The 20,005-nt window shown below is 68.4% G+C and carries 21 protein-coding genes; 16 read left to right on the top strand and 5 right to left on the bottom strand.

Going from position 1 to position 20,005, the window contains the following annotated elements; translation table 11 throughout:
* Positions 1-38: 38 nt before the first annotated feature.
* Positions 39-350, bottom strand: coding sequence for an integration host factor, actinobacterial type (mihF, locus tag ACIBTM_RS12065; protein WP_005155963.1), 312 nt, complete (start codon positions 348-350; stop codon positions 39-41).
* Between the two features lie 450 nt (positions 351-800).
* On the opposite strand from mihF, the gene ACIBTM_RS12060 reads away from it, so the two are divergent.
* Both ACIBTM_RS12060 and ACIBTM_RS12055 read left to right on the top strand, forming a co-directional pair.
* Positions 801-2,438, top strand: coding sequence for a long-chain fatty acid--CoA ligase (locus ACIBTM_RS12060; RefSeq protein ID WP_395876500.1), 1,638 nt, complete (start codon positions 801-803; stop codon positions 2,436-2,438).
* Between the two features lie 100 nt (positions 2,439-2,538).
* Positions 2,539-3,801, top strand: a complete 1,263-nt coding sequence (locus ACIBTM_RS12055; protein ID WP_395876499.1) for an ABC transporter substrate-binding protein — start codon at positions 2,539-2,541, stop codon at positions 3,799-3,801.
* On the opposite strand, the gene ACIBTM_RS12050 is transcribed toward ACIBTM_RS12055, so the two are convergent.
* A complete protein-coding gene (locus tag ACIBTM_RS12050) occupies positions 3,770-4,225 on the bottom strand; it encodes a hypothetical protein (protein ID WP_395876498.1) in 456 nt (151 codons plus the stop codon). The two genes, ACIBTM_RS12055 and ACIBTM_RS12050, sit on opposite strands and share 32 nt — an antisense overlap.
* A 58-nt stretch (positions 4,226-4,283) precedes the next feature.
* Between ACIBTM_RS12050 and ACIBTM_RS12045 the strand changes: the two genes are divergently transcribed.
* Positions 4,284-4,883: a TetR/AcrR family transcriptional regulator C-terminal domain-containing protein gene (locus ACIBTM_RS12045; RefSeq protein WP_395876497.1), complete on the top strand. Its 600-nt coding sequence runs from the start codon at positions 4,284-4,286 to the stop codon at positions 4,881-4,883.
* Here ACIBTM_RS12045 and ACIBTM_RS12040 read toward each other — a convergent pair.
* Complete coding sequence (locus tag ACIBTM_RS12040; protein ID WP_125693870.1) at positions 4,880-5,314, bottom strand: hypothetical protein; 435 nt, start codon at positions 5,312-5,314, stop codon at positions 4,880-4,882. The two genes, ACIBTM_RS12045 and ACIBTM_RS12040, sit on opposite strands and share 4 nt — an antisense overlap.
* Positions 5,315-5,489: 175 nt before the next feature.
* On the opposite strand from ACIBTM_RS12040, the gene ACIBTM_RS12035 reads away from it, so the two are divergent.
* The 5 genes from ACIBTM_RS12035 (at position 5,490) to ACIBTM_RS12015 (ending at position 11,090) form a co-directional block, all read left to right on the top strand.
* Positions 5,490-7,211 (top strand): TIGR03767 family metallophosphoesterase, encoded by a 1,722-nt coding sequence (locus ACIBTM_RS12035; RefSeq protein ID WP_395876496.1) that lies wholly within the window; start codon positions 5,490-5,492, stop codon positions 7,209-7,211.
* Positions 7,212-7,478: 267 nt separating this feature from the next.
* Positions 7,479-7,880: a PaaI family thioesterase gene (locus ACIBTM_RS12030; RefSeq protein WP_395876494.1), complete on the top strand. Its 402-nt coding sequence runs from the start codon at positions 7,479-7,481 to the stop codon at positions 7,878-7,880.
* Between the two features lie 74 nt (positions 7,881-7,954).
* On the top strand, positions 7,955-9,220 hold the full coding sequence (locus tag ACIBTM_RS12025) for a C39 family peptidase (protein ID WP_395876493.1): 1,266 nt from the start codon (positions 7,955-7,957) through the stop codon (positions 9,218-9,220).
* A 134-nt stretch (positions 9,221-9,354) separates the two neighbouring features.
* On the top strand, positions 9,355-10,449 hold the full coding sequence (locus tag ACIBTM_RS12020; RefSeq protein ID WP_395876789.1) for an S-(hydroxymethyl)mycothiol dehydrogenase: 1,095 nt from the start codon (positions 9,355-9,357) through the stop codon (positions 10,447-10,449).
* The gene (locus ACIBTM_RS12015) at positions 10,443-11,090 is read left to right on the top strand and encodes a gamma-glutamylcyclotransferase (protein WP_395876492.1); all 648 of its coding nucleotides are present in this window, start codon (positions 10,443-10,445) and stop codon (positions 11,088-11,090) included. Before ACIBTM_RS12020 ends, ACIBTM_RS12015 begins: the two co-directional genes overlap by 7 nt.
* Here the strand turns inward: ACIBTM_RS12015 and ACIBTM_RS12010 are convergent.
* Positions 11,068-12,687 (bottom strand): FAD-binding oxidoreductase, encoded by a 1,620-nt coding sequence (locus ACIBTM_RS12010; protein WP_395876491.1) that lies wholly within the window; start codon positions 12,685-12,687, stop codon positions 11,068-11,070. The genes ACIBTM_RS12015 and ACIBTM_RS12010 overlap by 23 nt on opposite strands.
* Positions 12,688-12,784: 97 nt before the next feature.
* On the opposite strand from ACIBTM_RS12010, the gene ACIBTM_RS12005 reads away from it, so the two are divergent.
* The 8 genes from ACIBTM_RS12005 to ACIBTM_RS11970 all read left to right on the top strand — a co-directional run bounded on the left by ACIBTM_RS12005 (position 12,785) and on the right by ACIBTM_RS11970 (position 18,572).
* Positions 12,785-13,348 (top strand): TetR/AcrR family transcriptional regulator, encoded by a 564-nt coding sequence (locus ACIBTM_RS12005; RefSeq protein ID WP_395876788.1) that lies wholly within the window; start codon positions 12,785-12,787, stop codon positions 13,346-13,348.
* On the top strand, positions 13,345-14,886 hold the full coding sequence (locus tag ACIBTM_RS12000; RefSeq protein WP_395876490.1) for a glycerol-3-phosphate dehydrogenase/oxidase: 1,542 nt from the start codon (positions 13,345-13,347) through the stop codon (positions 14,884-14,886). The genes ACIBTM_RS12005 and ACIBTM_RS12000 overlap by 4 nt, the downstream gene beginning before the upstream one ends.
* 85 nt (positions 14,887-14,971) lie before the next feature.
* Entirely contained in the window at positions 14,972-15,241 is a 270-nt protein-coding gene (locus ACIBTM_RS11995) for a helix-turn-helix transcriptional regulator (protein ID WP_034308595.1), read from the top strand.
* On the top strand, positions 15,238-15,783 hold the full coding sequence (locus ACIBTM_RS11990) for a hypothetical protein (RefSeq protein WP_395876489.1): 546 nt from the start codon (positions 15,238-15,240) through the stop codon (positions 15,781-15,783). Before ACIBTM_RS11995 ends, ACIBTM_RS11990 begins: the two co-directional genes overlap by 4 nt.
* A complete protein-coding gene (locus ACIBTM_RS11985; protein ID WP_395876488.1) occupies positions 15,780-16,235 on the top strand; it encodes a hypothetical protein in 456 nt (151 codons plus the stop codon). The genes ACIBTM_RS11990 and ACIBTM_RS11985 overlap by 4 nt, the downstream gene beginning before the upstream one ends.
* Positions 16,232-16,462: a hypothetical protein gene (locus ACIBTM_RS11980; protein ID WP_395876487.1), complete on the top strand. Its 231-nt coding sequence runs from the start codon at positions 16,232-16,234 to the stop codon at positions 16,460-16,462. The genes ACIBTM_RS11985 and ACIBTM_RS11980 overlap by 4 nt, the downstream gene beginning before the upstream one ends.
* Entirely contained in the window at positions 16,459-17,385 is a 927-nt protein-coding gene (locus ACIBTM_RS11975; protein WP_395876486.1) for an ABC transporter ATP-binding protein, read from the top strand. The genes ACIBTM_RS11980 and ACIBTM_RS11975 overlap by 4 nt, the downstream gene beginning before the upstream one ends.
* Positions 17,382-18,572, top strand: coding sequence for an ABC transporter permease (locus ACIBTM_RS11970; protein WP_395876485.1), 1,191 nt, complete (start codon positions 17,382-17,384; stop codon positions 18,570-18,572). Before ACIBTM_RS11975 ends, ACIBTM_RS11970 begins: the two co-directional genes overlap by 4 nt.
* Here the strand turns inward: ACIBTM_RS11970 and ACIBTM_RS11965 are convergent.
* Positions 18,569-19,915, bottom strand: coding sequence for a cryptochrome/photolyase family protein (locus tag ACIBTM_RS11965; RefSeq protein ID WP_395876484.1), 1,347 nt, complete (start codon positions 19,913-19,915; stop codon positions 18,569-18,571). The two genes, ACIBTM_RS11970 and ACIBTM_RS11965, sit on opposite strands and share 4 nt — an antisense overlap.
* Positions 19,916-20,005 lie beyond the last annotated feature (90 nt).

Here is a 20,005-nt window from a genome sequence, read left to right as displayed (position 1 = left end):
CACCTTCCCCCGGACAACCTGTGACCTGGGCGGAAGCGTTACTTCAGCGCCTCGAGAAGAGCCTCGCGCTGCCGCTCGCCCAGGCCGGCGGCACGCCGGTCCGGGTCGATCCCGGCCTGCTCCAGCAGGGCGGCGACCTTGACCGCGCCCAGGCCGGGCACGGCCTTCAGCAGCTGCGTGACCTTCGTCTTGCCGATGGTCTTGTTCTCCTTGGCCTGCTTGAGCACCTTGTCGATGCTCTCCTTGCCGGACTTGATCGACGCAAGCAGCTCGGAGCGCGCTTTGCGAGCCTCAGCCGCCTTGGCGAGGGCATCGGCGCGCTGCTCCGGAGTCAACGTGGGCAGAGCCAACGTAGTAGTCCTTTCATCTCAGGTCTCCGCTTTCGCGGCCGACGGCCTTTAACCATGCTTGCAAGAGCAAGCGCTGGCCAGCCGTCTCTGTACCACGGCTCCAGTAAACGCCACCCGTTCCTCGGCCGTGAAACCGACACGCACTTATTACCCCTCGACCACGCCATGGGCAACCCGCCCCAGCCTGCGGAAACACGCCGTTCGAGCGGCGATTCGCCGATGTTCATCACCCTTATGAGCGATGTCGCCACTTCGCACAGTCAGCCATTTTTCGTTTCATGGTAAGAAAAGTACGAATTATTGATGATCTTGGCCCGAACCGGCGAACACCCGTTAGCGCGACACTGTGACCGAACGGTTGCCTGCGATGTTACTGACCGGTTCACCCCTCCCGGATTAGAGTCGGCGCAACCCCAGTTCACCGGAGAACGAGCACCACGGGAGTACGCGATGTTGAGCACGATGCAGGACGGGCAGCTGTCACTGGGCAGGCTGCTCCGCCACGGCACCACGGTGCACTCCGAGAGCGAAGTCATCACCTGGACCGGTTCAGAAGCCCGCCGGGAGACCTACGGCGAACTCGGCAAGCACGCCGCCCGCCTGGCGAACGCCCTCCGGAGCCTCGGCATCACCGGCGACCAGCGCGTCGGCACCTTCATGTGGAACAACGCCGAGCACATGGCCGCGTACCTGGCCATCCCGGCGATGGGCGCGGTACTGCACACCCTGAACATCCGGCTGTTCCCGGAGCAGCTCGTCTTCGTCGCCAACCACGCCGAGGACCAGGTCGTCATCGTCGACGGCACGCTCGTCCCGCTGCTGGCCAAGCAGCTGCCCGAGCTGAAGACCGTGCGTCACGTCATCGTGGCCAACGGCGACGCCTCCACCCTCCCCGCGCCGGACGGTGTCCAGGTGCACTCCTACGGCGAACTGCTGGCCGGACAGCCGGACACCTTCGACTGGCCCGAGGTGGACGAACGGTCGGCGGCCGCGATGTGTTACACCTCGGGCACCACGGGTGACCCGAAGGGGGTCGCGTACTCCCATCGGTCGATCTGGCTGCACTCGATGCAGGTCACGATGTCGGACAGCATGCGGCTGGCCCAGCACGACAAGGCCCTCGCCATCGTCCCGATGTTCCACGCGATGGCGTGGGGCATGCCGTACGCGGCGCTGATGGTCGGCGCCTCGCTGCTGATGCCGGACCGCTTCCTCCAGCCCGCGCCCATCGCCCAGATGCTCGCGGCCGAGAAGCCGACCTTCGCCGGCGCCGTGCCGACGATCTGGCAGGGCCTGCTCTCCCACCTCGACGCGAACCCGCAGGACATCTCGCATCTGCGTGAGGTCGTCGTCGGCGGATCGGCCGCGCCGCCGTCGCTGATGCACGCCGTCGAAGACCGCTACGACGTGCCGATCCTGCACGCGTGGGGCATGACCGAGACGTCGCCGCTGGGCAGCGTCGCGCGTCCGCCCGCCTCCGCGACCGGCGAGAAGGCGTGGGACTACCGCTACACCCAAGGCCGCTTCCCGGCGTCCGTCAGCGCCAGGCTGATCGGCGACAACGGCGAGGAACTGCCGTGGGACAACGAAAGCGTCGGCGAGCTCGAAGTGCAGGGCCCGTGGATCGCCGCGTCGTACTACGGCGGCAAGGCAGGCGACGAACCCGACCCGGAGAAGTTCCACGACGGCTGGCTGCGCACCGGCGACGTCGGCAAGATCAGCCCCGACGGCTACCTGACGCTGACCGACCGCGCGAAGGACGTCATCAAATCCGGCGGCGAGTGGATCTCGTCGGTCGACCTGGAGAATCAGGTGATGGCGCATCCCGCGGTGGCCGAGGCGGCCGTGGTCGGTATCCCGGACGAGAAGTGGGACGAGCGCCCCTTGGTCGCCGTCGTGCTCAAGGAGGGTGAGAACGTCACGGCCGAAGACCTCCGCGAGTTCCTGTCCGACAAGGTCGCGAAGTGGCAGCTTCCGGAGAATTGGACCTTTGTGGACGAAGTCCCGAAGACCAGTGTCGGCAAGTTCGACAAGAAGCGGCTGCGGGCGTTCCACTCCGAAGGCAAACTCGACGTCAGTCAGCTCTAACGGGTTAATCTCCCGCGCGCCTGCGCTTCAGTGAAGGCCATCTTGAGGGACTCTGGTCCCGGAAGATGGCCTTCACGGCGTTCGGCGAAGGGTTTTGTTGGTGCGTAAGACAAGCAGGCGGGCGTTCCTGGCACTGGCGGGGACGACGGCGCTCTCCGCCTGCGGGTCCAACACCGTCCAAACAGGAAACCCGCCGCCCTCGACGGCCTACTCCGCCGGGGTGACCAAGCCGAAACCGAAGCCGGTGGACCTCGCGCAGTGGTACCACCCGTATCCCGAGGCGGGCGTCCAAGAAGCCGTCACGCGCTACGCGGCCGCGTACCAGAAATCCAAGGTCGCGGTGCAGTGGAATCCCGACGACTACGAAACGAAACTGACCGCCGCGCTGCAGGCCGGCCCGGTCCCGGACGTCTTCGAAGGCCAGGTCACCGTCGAGCGCGTCCGGCAGAACCTCCTCGTCCCGCTGGACGACATCGTCGGTCCCGTGCGCGGGGATTTCAATCCCTCGGTGCTCGCCGCACAGTCGGTCGACGGCAAGACGTACGGCATCCCGCAGGCACTGGACACCCAGGTCCTCTTCTACCGCAAGAGTTTCCTGCAGGAGGCCGGAGTGCAGCCGCCGCAGACGCTCGACGAACTCGTCGACGCGGCGAAGAAACTCTCCAAGGACGGCGTCAAAGGACTGTTCGCCGGCAACGACGCGGGTGCGGCGGCGCTCGCCGGGCCGCTGCTGTGGTCGGCCGGGCTCGACTATGTCAAGGACGGGAAATCCGTCGGCTTCGACGATCCGCGCACCGCCACGGCCTTCGCGAAACTCCACGAGCTCAACGGTTCGCTGCTGCTGGGCGCCGCGACGGACTGGCCGGATCCGCTCCCGTTCATCGACGGGCTCACCGCCATGCAGTGGACCTGGCTGTGGAACCTGCCGAAGATCCAGGACACCCTGAAGGACGACTTCGGTGTTCTGGCCTTCCCCCGGCTCGACGCGGCGGGCGCGCCGTCCGTCCCGGTCAGCGGGTTGAGCGCGATGGTGCATTCCAAGAGCCTGAATCCCAATGCCGCCAAGGACTTCGTCAAATGGCTGTGGCTGGAACGCGTCGACTTCCAGCAGGAGTTCGCCACCAGGTTCGGTTTCCATCTGCCCGCGCGGCTGAGTGTGCTCGACAAGGTCGCCACGGCGGCCGACGCCGCGAAGCTGGTCAAGGAGAACGGGCGCGCCGCCGGTCCATTGTGGACATCGGCGGCGAACACCGCGCTCGTCGACGCGCTGGGCCGGATCGCCCGCGACGGCGCCGACCCGGCCACCGAGACCAAGGCCGCCGTCGAGGCCGTCAAAGCCGAACTGGGTCGCCTGTCCGCGTGAGCCGCCGCGAACGGACGTAAGCGACGATCAGCACGATCGACAGGAGCACCGCGCCACCGTCGGTGACCAGTGAGGGCAGCACGCCCGGCCAGCCGTGTTCGGCGATCGCCGCCCGGTGCACTTCGAACGGCACGACGTACACGCCGAAGGCTTGGGCGACGTTGAACGCGAGCACCGGCCAGAACAGCCAGCGCCATTGGAACCACACCAGCAGTCCCAAGGCGTTGCCGGCGATGAAGACGTTCCCCACCAGCCGCAACGCGCTCAGGTACGCGGGCGCGTCAGCCGTGTCCGCCCCCTTGAGCCGCATGCTCGCCTCGATCAGACCCAGATCGATGATCACGTAGTTCTGCAGTGTCGTCCCGAGCACGAAGACGATCGAGCAGAGCACCGTGACCAGGCGGATCTTCGGTGTCCAGAGCATCACTTCCCCCGTTCTCTATCAGTGATAGAGACCAATCTATCACTGATAGAGTCCACGGGTGGCACGCAAAGGCTCGCTCGACCTCGCCAAGATCACCGAGGCGGCCGTCGAACTGCTCGACGAAGCCGGCCTCACGGAGCTGACGACCCGGCGGCTGGCGGCGAAGCTCGGCGTCAGCTCACCGACGCTGTACTGGCATGTGAAGGACAAGGCGGAGCTGCTGGATCTCGTCGCCGAAGCGATCTGCGCCGATGCCTTCGAGATCGATCGATCGCTGCCGTGGCGCGACCAGCTCGCGAGCGGGCTCCGCCAGTTCCGCGCCCTGCTGCTGCGCCACCGGGACGCGGCCGCCCTGTTGCGCGAACGGCCGCCGACCGGGCCGCACCGGCTGGGCCATATCGAGACGACCGCGCGGATCCTGCTGGAGGCGGGCTTCTCCGAAGAGGACACCGCCGGGATTTCGCGGCTGCTCACGGCACACGTACTCGCGTCGGTCGAAACGCTGCCCGCGCGGAAGCCGGACGAAGGATTCCTCGCGCGACTAGAGGCATATCCCCATGCGGGCAGGCTGGGCCCGGCTTTCGCGCGGCAGAGCGGCGAGGACGTCTTCGAGCTGGGTGTCGAGGTGATCCTCGACGGGCTCACGGCCCGGCTCTAGTCGCCGGACACACCCCAGATCGCCAGCTCGACGGCGACGTCGTTCTCGTAGAGCAGCGCGCAGTTCGCGCTCCAGCGCGGCCGGCGCTCGTACGGCAGCCGCCCGGCCTTGTCGAGTTCGTCGAAGTCGGCCACGGACGGCTCCTCGGTGCCGAACGCGGCGACGAGTTCGGCGTCGGCCAAGGGCCGGATCGTGCCGAAGTCGTCCTCACCCGTGGCGCTGATGAACTCGTGGACGTCGAGCACGGAATGGGTCCCGGACTCCTGGACGCTCTCCACCTCGTACAGCTCGTCGATCGAATCCGGGCGGCCGAGTTCGTCCTCTTCCCAGAGGTAGTCGCCCTCCTCGAAGACACGCGCCTTCATCGCGTCCAGCGCCGCTTCCGGGTCGCCGTCGAACCGGCCGCGGACGGACCAAGCCGAAGCACCCACCGGGCCACCTCCTCGCTCGTCGAGCGGTCAGCGTAACCAGCCCGCTTCGCTACTCACGTATTCGGCCGAACGTGACAAATCTTCGCATTACCCTTTTCTGGCGTTCACCCCACGGCTAACGTCTTCCGGCATCGTCCTTCCGCGACACCCACCCGCGACGACTAGGGGCACCGCCATGTCCGACATCTCCAGGCGCACCTTCACCGCGGCGGGCGCCGCCGGCGTCGGCCTGCTGCTGTGCACGCCGACCGCCAACGCGCTCGACCGCGCGCTGGCGCGCACCGCGTCCCGCGCGGTCCGCACTGCGGGCACCACTCTGGAAGCCGCGGCGGCCCCGCTGACCGGCGGTCCGGGCTACACGCGGCTGACCGCGGGCCCCGGCTGGCCGCTCGTGGTCCGCGGCGATCTCGCCGCGCCGAAGTCCGGCCGCGACGACCGGCGCCGCGCGATGGCGTCCTTCGCGCAGTTCACCGACCTGCACTTCACCGACGCCGAAAGCCCGGCGCGGTTCGAGTACCTGCACCCGTTCGTCGGCTCGGCGCACCGGCCGCAGGAAACCCTCGGCCCGGTCGCGACGACGGCGCTGGTGGAGCGGGTGAACAGCCTGAAGACGGGCCCGTTCACCGGGCGGGCGATCGACTTCATGGTCACCACCGGCGACAACACCGACAACCACGAGCTGATCGAGCTCGAATGGTTCCTCAAGGTGCTCAACGGCGGCACGGTGAACCCGACCTCGGGCGACCCGGACGTGCACGAGGGCGTCCAGACATCCGGGTCTTCGCACTACTGGAACCCCGGCAAGCCGCTGGACGACGCGTACACGAAGAAGGGCTTCCCGCAGCTGCCCGGGCTGCTCGGCGCGGCGTCGAACACCTTCACCTCGCCCGGCCTCGACGTCCCGTGGTTCTGCACCTTCGGCAACCACGACGACAGCATCGTCGGCACGGTGCCGGATCTGCCGGGGATGGACGCCTGGTACACCGGCCGGTTCAAGGTGATCGGCAAGGACGAGACGACGTCGCAGAAGCTCGCCAAGGCGATCGGGTCCGGCTCCGGCGTGCCGATCACGGAGCTGTTCGGCGGTTCCGGCACGATCCGCGAGATCACCCCGGACGAGCGACGGCGGCCGTTCAGCACCGCGGAGTTCGTCCAGCACCACCTCGACTCCGCCAACACCGGCCCCGGTCCGGTGGGCCACGGGTTCAGCGGGAACAACGCCGACGGGCGGAACGTGTACTACACCTTCCGCATCGCGCCGGGCATCGTCGGCATCAGCCTCGACACCACGACGATGGCGGGGCTGGCCGACGGATCGATCGGGCTCGGGCAGTTCACCTGGGTGGAGAACACGCTCAAGCGCAACAGCTCGACGTACTACGACTTCTTCGGGCGCAAGGTCACGCAGAACGTGACGGACGAGCTGTTCATCCTGTTCAGCCACCACACCAGCGACACGATGGGCAACGTGCTGCCGGACGCGCGGCATCCACTGGAGCTCCGGCTCAACGGCGACACGTTCGTCTCGCTGCTGCACCGGTTCCCGAACGTGCTGGCGTGGGTCAACGGGCACACGCACCACAACAAGATCACCCCGCACGCCGGCAAGACCGCGAAACAGGGCTTCTGGGAGATCAACACCGCTTCGCATATCGACTTCCCGCAGCACGCGCGGATCATCGAGGTCGCCGACAACGCCGACGGCACGTTGTCGCTGTTCACGACCCTGATCGAGGCGGAAGCGCCGTACGAGGTGCCGTACTCGGACACGTCGACGCAAGCGCTTGCGTCGCTGTACCGGGAGTTCTCGTACAACGACATCCACGCCTCACTGGGCGCGGTCGGTACCGCTCAAGACCGGAACACGGAACTGCTGCTGCCCCACCCGCTCGCCTGACCCCCCGGGCGTTTCGTGAGTGGCAAGGATGGTTCCAACCAAGGGTGTCTTGGCTACCTACCGACTTCCGGCTGCCGCCGATCCCAGGCCCCGCGCCGTGAAGGTTCTGGAGGTATGTCGCGAAAGCCACTTTCGGGACATCAGACGTCGCGAAAGTGGCTTTCGCGACCCCCGGTCAAGGTTGGCTCTGACCATCCATGCCACTCACGAGGTCCGTTACCTCAGGGGTAATCGACACGGGGCGCGGTGCCGGGCACGCTCGGCGTCATGACCGACGTAGAAGGCACCGCGCTCTTCCACCGGACCATGCCGTTCACCGAGCGGCTCGGCATCGAGGTTCTGGAGCACTCCCCCGCCGCCGTGCGCGCCCGGATCGCCTGGGACGAAACGCTCTGCACACTCGGCGGGGTGCTGCACGGCGGCACCCTGATGGCGCTCGCCGATTCCGCGGGCGCGGTCTGCGCGTTCCTCAACCTGCCCGAGGGCGGGCAGGGCACGACCACCGTCGAGTCGAAGACGAACTTCCTGCGCGCGGTCCGGTCCGGCCACGCCACGGCCACCGCGAAGCCGTTGCACGCGGGCCGCAAGCTCATCGTGGTGGAAACCGAGGTCCGCGACGACGAGGACAAGCTGGTCGCGAAAGTGACACAGACTCAGGCCGTCTTGTAGGCAACTGTTTACATACCTCGCGCGACCCGCGAAAATCCCTTCCCTACTGGGTGGAATCGAGGGATGGAGCCGGAATGCGCATACGAGGGCTGGTCACGCTGCTGACGATCGCGACGATGACCGCGGTGACGGCACAGACGGCGGAGGCGGGTCCCGGTCGTCCGGACGACGAGTCGATCGACTACCACGAATGGTCCGGTCACCCCGGTTTCCGCGACGGCAGGCTCGAAGGGCTCGGCCTCGACCACGGCGCGCTGCGCATCGACCGCCCGATCGGCACGATCGAGCACACCGAACCCACGCTCGGCACCACGAAGACCTATGAATACGGCCAATGGACGTCGCGGAGCCACACGCAGGGCTTCGACGCCTCCCAGCTGGTCGCCTCGTGGAACGCGAAGACGCCGGCCAAGACCTGGGTCAAGATCGAAGCGAAGGGCCGCACCGCGTCGGGCACCGAGACCTCCTGGTACGTCATGGGCAGGTGGGCGAGCGGAGACGCCGACATCAAGCGCACCAGCGTCGACGGCCAGAGCGACGCCAACGCCGCGGTCGACGTCGACACGCTGGTCATGAAGGCGGGCGTCGCACTTCGCTCGTACCAGCTGCGGGTCAGCCTGTACCGCGAAGCCGGTTCCCGCGCCACGCCGTCGGTGACGTCGGTCGGCGCGATGACGTCGCTGGTGCCGGACCGCTTCGAGGTCCAGCCGACGAAACCGGGCCGCGCCACCGGCATCGAGCTCAAGGTGCCCGCCTACGCGCAGAACCTCCACAAAGGACAGTTCCCGGAGTACGGCGGTGGCGGCGAGAACTGGTGCAGCCCGACGTCCACCGAAATGGTGGCCGAATACTGGGGCAAACGGCCCACGCCCGAAGACATGAAGTGGATCCCGGAGGGTTACGTCGATCCGACCGTCGCGTACGCCGCCCGCTACACGTTCGACTACGCCTACGACGGAACCGGCAACTGGCCGTTCAACACCGCGTACGCCGCTTCACTCGGACTGCGTGGGCACATCACCCGTTTGCACTCCTTGAACGAACTCGAAAAGTACATCGCGCGCGGCATCCCGGTGATCACGTCGCAGTCGTTCAAGGCCGAAGAACTCGACGGCGCGGGTTACGGCACCGCCGGGCACATCATGGTCGTCGTCGGCTTCACCAAGGACGGTGACGTGATCGCGAACGACCCGGCCGCGAGCAGCAACGACCGGGTCCGAAATGTCTACAAACGACACCAGTTCGAAACGATTTGGCAGCGCACCAAGCGGTACAACACGAATGGCGGAGTTTCGAGCGGTCCCGGTGGAGTCGCGTACATCATCACACCTGGGCGCTAAATCGATTCTGCGCGCGCAGCGCGTCCATTGAGGGCGGCGGCGGGGGCATGGATGGACGATACCGCACCCGAGCGGATGTCGCGATCCGGGTCGGCTTCGTGGCAAGCTGCGAAGTCGACTACTCGGAGGTGGGCATGCCGTACGAGGTCCAGGGCGTCGTTTCCCGCGCCAAGGGTGAACCGGTCTCGCTGGAGTCCGTGACGGTGCCCGATCCCGGGCCCGGCGAGGCCGTCGTCTCGGTCAAGGCGTGCGGCGTGTGCCATACCGATCTGCACTATCGCGAGGGCGGGATCAACGACGGGTTCCCGTTCCTGCTCGGTCACGAGGCCGCGGGGTTCGTGGAGGCCGTCGGCGACGGCGTGACCGACCTCGAACCCGGCGACTACGTGATCCTGAACTGGCGCGCGGTCTGCGGTACCTGCCGCGCCTGCCGCCGGGGCAGGCCCTGGTACTGCTTCTCCACGTTCAACGCCGACCGGCCGATGACGCTGGCCGACGGCACCGCCCTGTCGCCCGCGCTCGGCGTCGGGGCGTTCCTCGAAAAGACGCTCGTCCACAGTGGACAGTGCACGAAGGTCGACCCCGCCGCCGAGCCCGCCGTCGCCGGACTGCTCGGCTGCGGGGTGATGGCCGGTCTCGGCGCGGCACTGAACACCGGCGCGGTGAGCCGCGGCGATTCCGTCGCGGTCATCGGCTGCGGCGGTGTCGGTGACGCCGCGATCGCCGGGGCGAACCTGGCGGGCGCGAAGACCATCGTCGCCGTCGACACCGACGACCGGAAACTCGCCTGGGCCAAGGAATTCGGCGCCACGCACACGCTGAACAGCAAGGGGCTGAGCGAAGACCAGGTCGTCGAGGCGATCCAGGAGTTCACCGGCTCGTTCGGCGCGGATGTCGTGATCGACGCGGTCGGCAGGCCCGAAACGTGGCGGCAGGCGTTCTACGGGCGCGACCTGGCGGGCACGGTGGTACTCGTCGGCGTCCCGACCCCGGACATGCGGCTGGAACTGCCGCTGATCGACTTCTTCTCGCGCGGCGGCTCGCTCAAGTCGTCGTGGTACGGCGATTGCCTGCCCTCACGCGATTTCCCGATGCTGATCGACCTCTACCTCCAGGGCAGGCTCCCGCTCGACAAGTTCGTCACCGAGCGGATCGCCCTCGACGGTGTCGAGCAGGCCTTCGAGCGTATGCACCAGGGAGACGTCCTCCGCAGCGTGGTGACGTGGTGAAACTCTTCACCGACGCCGATTTCCCGGCCGATCCGTATCCGGGAGCGCGACCGGGGCATTCGTTCGTCCACTTCGACGGTGCCGGGCACAGCCTCGACACCGCGCCGGAGGGCTGGCGCGAACGCCAGGCGGTACTCGCCTACGGCTCGAACGCGTGCCCGTCCAAGATCACCTGGCTGCGGGAGAACATGGGCCTGGAGGGTCCGGTCGTCGTCTGCCACGCGCGCTGCACCGACCTCGCCGCGGTCTGGGCGTCCGGCCTGCGGTTCCGGGACGGGCAGCGCCCCGCGACGCTGGCCGCCGCCCCGGGCGTCGTCGAGGAGCACGCCGTCTGGTTCGCGACCCCCGGACAGCTGGCCGTGCTCGACGAATGCGAAGGCGCCGGCATCCGGTACAACCTGGTGCGGCTGACCGCCCCGGCCATCACCCTCGACGACGGCACCGTGCTCGACGACGTGCTGGCGTACGTCGGCGCCGCGGACATCCGCCTGCCGATCCTGGTGGACGGCAGGCATATCCGCGTCGCCGACCTCGAACAGCGCCGGGCCGCGGCGCTGAACGGGATCCCGGCCGAAACGCACGGCCTGGACTGCACGCTGGTCGAGGCCAGGACGTTGATCAGAGAAGCTTCCCGGGATTGAGGATCCCGCTCGGGTCGACGGTCTTCTTCGCCGCTCGCAACACTTCGACGCCGATCTCGCCGATCTCCGCCGCCAGATAACGCGCGTGGTCGACACCGACGGCATGGTGATGCGAGATCGTGCCGATGCCGGTGATCGCTTCCGAGGCCGCCGCCTTCGCCCGCTGCCATTGGGCGATCGGGTCGGCCTCGTCGCGCGGCGTGAGCACGGTGAAGTACAGCGACGCACCCGTTTCGTAGGCGTGCGAGACGTGGCACATGATGATGGCGTTGCCGAGCGTCGCGGTGAGCGCGGCACGGACCGCGTCCCGCAGGTCGATCAGTTCCGCCCAGTACGCGGCGGTTTCCAGGGTTTCGACGCAGACCCCGTTGTCCATCAAGGCGTCCCGCTGCCGAGGGCCGGAGAACCGGCCGCGGCGCCAGGATTCGCCGAGCGCGGTTCCGATGCGCACGGCATCGAACCGCGCCAGCACCCGGGCGGTCTCCTGACGCCGCCGGGCGACCTCGCGTTTCGACGCGCCTTCCCAGCCGACGATCAGCAGGCAAGGAGCGTGGACTCCCCGTGCCTTCAGATACCGGCGCAGCGCCTTGGTCTTCCAGCTGTCGTTGAGTGCGAGCGAGACCTCGCTTTCGTCCACATCAGACAGTCGCGTGACGTCCGCGAGCACGTGCCGCTGGGCGAGTTCACGGACCGCGTCGGTGCCCTTCTCCCAGCCGTCGAGGACGAAGCCCTCGTAACGGCGTGCTTCCGGCACCGGGCGGACGCGGAGGGCGACCTCGGTGATCACGCCGAGTGCGCCTTCGCTGCCGATGGCGAGATGCCGCAGATCCGGTCCCGCTGCCGACGCCGGCGCCACGCCGAGCTTCCATTCCCCGCGCGGGGTCGCGAGCCGGACCCCCTTGACCATGTCCTCGAACCGGCCGTAGCCCGACGAGGCCTGTCCGGCCGACCGGGTCGCGGCGAATCCGCCGATGGTGGCGCGTTCGTAGGACTGCGGAACGTGCCCGAGGGTGAAGCCGTGCGCGGCGAGCAGCCGATCGGCCTCCGGACCGGTGACCCCCGCCTGCAGGACCGCGATCCGGGACACGGGATCGACGGAGACCAGTTCGCCGAGCCGGGTGAGGTCGAGCGCGATCACCGAGGCCTTGCCCCCGCGCACCGCGGCGACCCCGCCGACCACCGACGTCCCGCCGCCGAACGGGACGACGCCGATGTCGTGCCGTGCGCAGATTTCCAGTACCGACTGGACTTCGGCGGGATTCTCCGGCAGGACGACGGCGTCCGGCACCGGAAAATCACCGAATCCCCGTCGCCGCATCAGGTCCAGATAGGACAGACCACTGGCCCGCGCGAGCCGTTCCCCCGGCGCCGTCAGGACGTACTCGGCGCCGACGAGTTCTTCAAGGTCTCGCTTGGGCCGTTCGTCCAGCACCGGTTCGGGAACGGACAGCGCCGAATCGGGCGCGAAAGGCGCCGCGGAGCCCAACGGGCCGATACGCTGGACGAGCCACCTCAGGGCCTTGGCCGGAAGGTGGGCGGCATCACCGGCCTCGGGCGTCCAGGATCGTCTTAACCGGTGGTCAATAAGCTCGGTCACGACTACAGTGTTACATATGGACGTAAAACGTCACTCACCTGCGGAAACAGGCGTTTCGGCGCTGGCGGACACCCGATCCCGCCAGGCCTCGACACGTGTGTCCGACGACGTTCTGCTCGACGCCGCGAAGAAGTGCGTGCTCGCCGTCGGCGTGCGGCGGACCACCCTCGCCGAGATCGCCCGGACCGCCAAGGTCAGCCGGATGACCGTCTACCGCCGGTTCCCGGACGTGCGCAGCGTGCTCGCGACCCTCATGACCCGTGAGTTCGGCGGCCTGCTGCAGGGCGCCGCGGAACCCGAAGCCGAGCCCGCCCACTTCCGCGAGAAGCTCGTCCAGAGTTCTTCGGCCGCCGTCGCCGCGCTGTCGGGCGATCCGCTGTTCCGCACCCTGCTGGACCTCGATTCGGAACTGGTCCTGCCGTACATCGTCGAACGGTTCGGGAAGACCCAGCGCTTCGCCGAAGGCGTGATCCTGCACCTGCTGAAGTCGGGCCACGAGGACGGCTCGATCCGCAAGGGCGACCTGGCCGCGCAGGCTCGCACCTTGCTGCTGCTCATCCAGTCCTTCGCGTTCTCGTACCGTCCCGCCATCACGGACGTGGACGAGAAGAAGCTGATGGCGGAGTTCGCCAACGTGCTCGACGCGGCGCTGCGCCCGTGACGCCGGGCTCGCTCAACGCACTTCGGCGCGACCGGGAACTCACGGCGCTGGCCGGCGGCGAGCGGGTCGATCTGGTGGTGGTCGGCGGCGGTGTCACCGGCACCGGCATCGCGCTGGACGCGGCCGCGCGGGGGCTCTCGGTCGCCCTGGTCGAGGCGTACGACCTGGCATACGGGACATCCCGCTGGTCCAGCAAGCTGGTCCACGGCGGGCTCCGGTATCTCGCCAAGGGCGATCTGGCGCTGGCACACGAAAGCGCCGTCGAACGCGGGATCCTCATGACCCGCACCGCCCCGCATCTCAGCAGGGCGATCCCCCAGCTGTTCCCCATGTACCGCAGGACCTCTCGCGGTCAGCAGGCCTTCATCATGACCGGGCTCGTCGCCGGTGACGGCCTTCGCCGCGCGGCCGGGACGCCTGCGTCGGTACTGCCCCGCCCGAGGTCGATTCCGGCCGCGGAGGCGCTGGCGCTCGCACCCGGCCTGTCCCCGCAAGGTCTGCGCGGGGCGCTACTGGCCTACGACGGCGCGCTGACCGACGACGCGCGCCTGGTGGTGAGCCTCGCCCGCACGGCCGCCGCACGCGGCGCGAAGATCCTGACGAGGGTCGAAGCGCTCCGGCTCGACGCGGAATCGGTGCTGGCACGGGACAGGCTCACCGGGCAGGAGATCGAGATCCACGCCCGGCAGGTGATCAACGCGACGGGTGTCTGGGCGGGCGAACTGGCGGAGTCGGTACGGCTGCGGCCGTCTCGCGGTGCACACCTCATCCTGGCTTCGGGGGCGGCGCGGATCGGCGCGACGTCGGTCAACGTGCCCGTTCCCGGCGAGAACAACCGGTTCGTCTTCCTCCTGCCGCAACCGGACGGCCGGGTGTTCGTCGGGGTCACCGACGAACCGATCGACGGCCCCGTGCCGCGGGTGCCGACCGTGCCGGAGTCCGATGTGGACTTCCTGCTCGCAGTGGCGTCGACGGCGTTCACCCGCCCGCTGACCCGTGCCGACGTCGCGGGCTCGTTCGCCGGTCTGCGGCCGCTGGTCGAAGGTGGTGGCGGTCGCAGCGCGGATCTCTCGCGCAAGCACGCGGTGGTGACCGGAGCCGACGGCGTGCTCACCGTCGTCGGCGGCAAGCTGACGACCTACCGGAAGATGGCCGAGGACGCCGTCGACGCCGCGCTGAACCGGTCCGGGCTTCTCGCCGGGCCGTCGCCCACGTCCCGGCTCCCGTTGCTCGGCGCGACACCGCGCGACCGTCTGTCCACTGTGGATGCCCCGCCTCGGCTGGTCGCGAAGTACGGCACCGAAGCGCCGCGGGTCGCGGCACTCGGCGAGGTCGACCCCGAACTGGGTCTGCCCCTGTTCGGCGGGACCGACATCAGCGCCGCCGAGGTCGTCTGGGCCGTGCGGCACGAGGGCGCTCTCGACGTCGAGGACGTCCTGGAGCGCCGCACCCGGCTCAGCCTGGTCGCTCCCGACGCCGAGGCCGCCCGCGCACGCGTCCAGGAGCTTGTCGGCAAGTCGCTCGCCGGCCTCTCCTGATCCTCCTCCCGCATTTAGTCCTCTCAATGCGGTGAGTCATGCCCTCGACTTGACGAGTCGTTGGGTTTTTGCAACAGTATGTTCCATGAGCCCGGTAAGACGCGGCAAAGAGCTGCCGATCTACAACCGGCTTCCCGTGCTCCGGGCCGAGCGTGGACTGAGCAGGGCCGCCCTCGCGGCGGCCGTCGAGGTCAATCCGCAGACCATCGGCGCGCTCGAACGGGGAGACCACTACCCGAGCCTGGACCTGGCGTTCCGCATCTGCGCGGTGTTCGACCTCCCGGTCGAAGCCGTGTTCAGCCGCGAACCGTTCACGCCGCTGTCCACTCAGGTCTACCGGGAGGGGGGAACATGAGCGAGGAGCGAGGCCGTCTCGCGGCGTACTGGGAGCGTCAGCAGGAACGGCTGGACGAGGTGGAACGCAAGCGAGCGCTCAAGCTGCCGACCTGGCGCACGCGGAAACGGCGGCGAGCGTTGAGTGTGCTGATACTCGTCGGCGACCTGATCCTGATCATCGGTGCCGCCCTGTTCCACGCGCAGCCCCCGCCGGTGTTCGTCGTGTGCTGGTTCGGCGGGGCCGTCATCGCCGGCGGCGCGCAATACCTGCTGCGGATCCTCACCGGCAAGATGAGCGGCGGGTTCTCGATGCGGCTCGACGAACGCGAGCGGGAATGGCGCCACCGCGTCACCTACGTCAGCTACCAGGTCCTGGTGGCCTTGATGCTGGTCGCGGTGATCTACGGCCTGGTCGTCTCGGGCACCGAGGACGGCGGCGCACGCGGCGCGATGATGGCCTGCGCGCTGCTGGTCACCGGCACCACGCTGGCCACCGTCATCCTGGGCTGGTCGCTGCCGGACGACGACCCCGAAGACTTCGAAGAGGTGAGCCACGCATGACCATCACCCGGACCCGGTCGGATCGCCGTCGTCTCGCGGTCGCCGCCGTGATCGGCCATCTGGTCGTGATCGTCGGTGCCGCGCTGCTGCGCGAGCCGACGCTGTGGTTCGCCGTGGGCCTGATGGGGCCCGGGCTGTGCCTCTGTGTCGGCACCGCGGCGGTGCTGCGCAAGGCCGTCGGCCGCCCCGGCTCCGCGGCGAAGGATCTCGACGAGCGCGAGCTGCTGCTGCGAAACCGCGCGCACTACGCTGCGTTCCAGGGGATCTGCGTGTTGATGCTGGTGGATCTCGGGTACGGGCTTTACGCGGCGGGGCAACCGGATGCCGGTTCCCTCCTGGCCGCGATGACAGCGGCGTTGCTCGTCTTCGGGACGTCGCTACCGGCGCTGTGGCTCGCGTGGCGGCTGCCGGACGACGACCCTGAAGACTTCGAGGGGGTGGCTCCGGCATGACCGGGGACAAGAAGCGGCACAAGGTGTCCATCGGCGTCGTCGCCGTCGTGCTGGTGGCGGGTGGGGTCCTCGCCGGCGCGGGCCGGGCGGTCCTGGTGTACCGGGCCAGCTCGGTGGTGAGCAACGTCAAGCTGGACGGGCTGATCGAGCGGAACCGCACGGTTTCCGGCGTCCATCGGGGATTCGCGGCGCTGGTGCGGTATTTCGAGGAGGGGAAGTGGAAATGAGCGAGGGGAAACTGGAGATCGACAAGGTCTCCAAACGCTACGGCGCCAAGGTGGCGCTGGACGAGGTGAGCTTCGAGGTCCAGCCCGGTGAGCTGTTCGGCTTCGTCGGCAGCAACGGCGCGGGCAAGACCACCACGATGCGGATCGTGCTCGGGGTGCTGGCGGCCGATTCGGGCCAGGTGCGCTTCGGCGGCGCGCCGATCACCCACGAGACCCGCACCCACATCGGGTACATGCCGGAAGAACGCGGGCTGTACCCGAAGATGAAGGTGCTGGAGCAGCTGGTCTATCTCGCCGAGCTGCACGGGATGTCGGCCAACGACGCCCACCGCAGTGCCGAGAACTGGATCGCCCGGCTCGGGCTGACCGAGCGGCGCAAGGACGAGGTGCAGAAGCTGAGCCTCGGCAACCAGCAGCGCGTGCAGCTCGCCGCCGCGCTGGTGCACGATCCGAAGGTCCTCGTGCTGGACGAGCCGTTCTCCGGCCTCGACCCGCTGGCCGTGGACGTGATGAGCGGGGTGCTGCGGGAGAAGGCCGCGACCGGGGTGCCGGTGGTGTTCTCCAGTCACCAGCTGGATCTGGTCGAGCGGCTGTGCGATCGGGTCGGCATCATCCGAAGTGGACGGATGGTCGCCTCCGGCACCGTCGGGGAGCTGACCGCCGGCGCGGGCAACGGTCTCGTCGTCACCGCCCCCGCCGCGGCGCCCGGCTGGGCTTCGGCCGTCCCCGGCGTCCGGACGATCGAGCAGAACGGCCAGACGACGATCCTCGAACTCGAGACGGGTGCCGACGACCAGGCCGTGCTCGCCGCGGCGCTGGCCACCGGGCCGGTCACCGAATTCACCAAACGCAGGCGTTCGCTGACCGAGCTGTTCCGCGACGCCGTCGCCGAGAAGCCGGCGGCACAGGGAGTTTCCGCATGAACACCGTTTCCTCATGGCGCGCGGTCTGGCTGATCGCCAAACGCGAGCTGAACACCCGGCTGCGCACCAGGTCCTTCGTGGTCGGCACCGCCGTGCTGCTGGTCATGCTGATGGGTTACGTCCTGCTGCAGTCCACGCTGATCGGCAACGAGGACAAGAGCAAGGTCGGCCTCACCGGCCAGACCGCCGGGATCGCGCAGCAGCTGCAGACGGCGGGCGCGGCGATCGGCGAGAAGATCGAGACCGTCACCGTCGCCGATCCGGCGCAGGGCCGGTCGCAGGTCGAGAACGGTGACCTCGACGCGCTGCTGTCCGGCAACGCGACCGAGCTGAAGGTGCTCGTCAAGTCCGAATTGGACACCAAACTGCGCACACTGCTGAACGGCGTTTCCCAGCAGGAAGTGTTGAACGGCATCCTTTCCGAAGCCCAGGAGTCCCCTGAGCAGGTGATGCGCACGGTCCACCAGACGCAGGTCGAGGTCGACTCGATCAAACCGCCGGACCCCGAGAAGTCGCAGCGGATGGTGATCGGGCTGATCGTGGCGGTGCTGCTGTACATCAGCATCGTGACCTACGGGACGCTGGTCGCGCAGGGCGTGGTCGAAGAGAAGTCCAGCCGGGTGGTGGAGATCCTGCTGTCCACCGTCCGCCCGTGGCATCTGTTGCTGGGCAAGGTGATCGGGCTCGGCCTCGTCGGGCTGACGCAGCTGGTGATCATCGGCGGTGTCGGGTTCATCGTCGCTTCGGCGACCAACGTGCTGACGCTGTCCGGCGTCGCGACGGGCGCCCTGCTGTGGGGTGTGGTGTGGTACCTGCTCGGGTTCCTGCTGTACGCCACCGTCTACGGCGCCATGGGTTCGCTGGTCTCCCGGCAGGAGGACACCCAGTCGGTGATCGGCCCGGTCAACATCGTGCTGATCCTCGGCTTCATCGTCGGGTTCAACCTGCTGGCCCAGGCTCCGGAGGGCACGGGCACGAAGGTGCTTTCCCTGGTGCCGCTGCTTTCCCCGGTGCTGATGCCCGCGCGGATCGCGGCGGGCACCGTCGAGGTGTGGGAGATCGTGGCGTCGCTGGGCCTGACCGTGGCCGCCATCGCCCTGTTCACCTGGCTGGGCGCGCGGATCTACCAGAACAGCGTCCTGCGGGTCGGCAGCCGGATCAAGCTTTCGGAAGCCCTGCGCGGCTAACCTTTGATGGCGCCGTAGCGCTCCAAGGCGACCTGCCGTTCGTGCGCGTGGTCGACCATGGGTGCGGGGTAACCCTTGACGTTCTCCGGTTTGTGCACGGCCTTGCCCGGCACAGACCGGAGTTCGGGGACGTAGCGGCGGACGTAGTCACCGGCGGGGTCGAACTTCTCCCCCTGCGTCGTCGGGTTGAAGATCCGGAAGTACGGCGCGGCGTCGGTGCCGCTGCCCGCGACCCACTGCCAGTTCAGCTGGTTCGACGCGAGATCGCCGTCGACCAGATGCTTCATGAAATGCCGGGCGCCGAGCCACCACGGCAGGTGCAGGTCCTTGACCAGGAAGCTCGCCACGATCATCCGGACGCGGTTGTGCATCCAGCCCTCGGCGAGCAACTGGCGCATCCCGGCGTCGACGATCGGGAACCCGGTGCGCCCCTCGCACCACCGCCGGAAAGCCTCGTCGTCGCTCTCGTGTTCCATGGCGTCGAACCGGGAATCGTAATTCTTCCGCGCGGTTTCGGGGCGGTGCCACAGGACGTCGGCGTGGAACTCGCGCCAGGCGAACTCGCCGCGCAGCGCCTTGGCGCCGGAGCCCTCGTTCCCGGCGAGGTCGGCCAGCAGGGTGCGCGGGTGGACGCAACCCCAGCGCAGATACGGCGAAAGCCTTGTCGTACCGGGACGATCGGGGCGGTCGCGGTCCTCGTCATAGGTTTCGAGGCCGTCGTCCAGGAACTCGTGCCAGCGCTCCAGCGCCGCCTTCTCACCGGGCTCGGGCAGCTCCATCCCTTTGAGCGAAGGGGTTTTCGGGAGCTTGACCGACCGCGGCGGCTCCACCCAGTCCACAATGGACTTACCGGTGTCGGCGGGGCGCGGCCAGCCGTGGCGCACCCACGCGCGGTAGAACGGCGTGAACACGCGATACGGGTCGCCGTCGGGCTTGGTGATGCGGCCGGGGGTGATCGCGTACGAGGAACCCGTTTCGGCCCAGGCGATGTCGTGCTCCGCCAACGCCTTCTTGACCTCGTCGTCGCGGCGGCGGCCGTACGGGCCGGTGTCGGCACTGACGTGCACGGTCGCGGCGCCGACCTCGCGAGCCGCTTTGACGACTTCCTCGGCCGGGTCGCCCTTGACGAGCATCAGCCGTCCGCCGAGCTGGTCGTCCAGCGCCTTCAGGCAGCCGTGCAGGAACGCGACGCGCGGGGCGCCGGAGGGTTTGAGGAGCGCGTCGTCGAGGACGTACAGCGCGAGGACGTGCTTGCTGTGCTTCGAGGCCTCCAGCAGGGCGGCGTGGTCACCGAGACGGAGGTCACGGCGGAACCACAGCACTACCGGGGCTTCTCTGGTCACCCCGAAAACCCTATGCGGTACCGGCGGTGAGCGCAGTCCCGGATGCTAGGAACGGGCCGTTCCTTGCGAAATTTGCAAGGAACGGCCCGT

The organism is Amycolatopsis sp. NPDC049868, from assembly GCF_044461365.1.
In the GTDB taxonomy this organism is placed as follows: Bacteria; Actinomycetota; Actinomycetes; order Mycobacteriales; family Pseudonocardiaceae; genus Amycolatopsis.
This window is presented reverse-complemented; position numbering and strand designations above follow the sequence as displayed.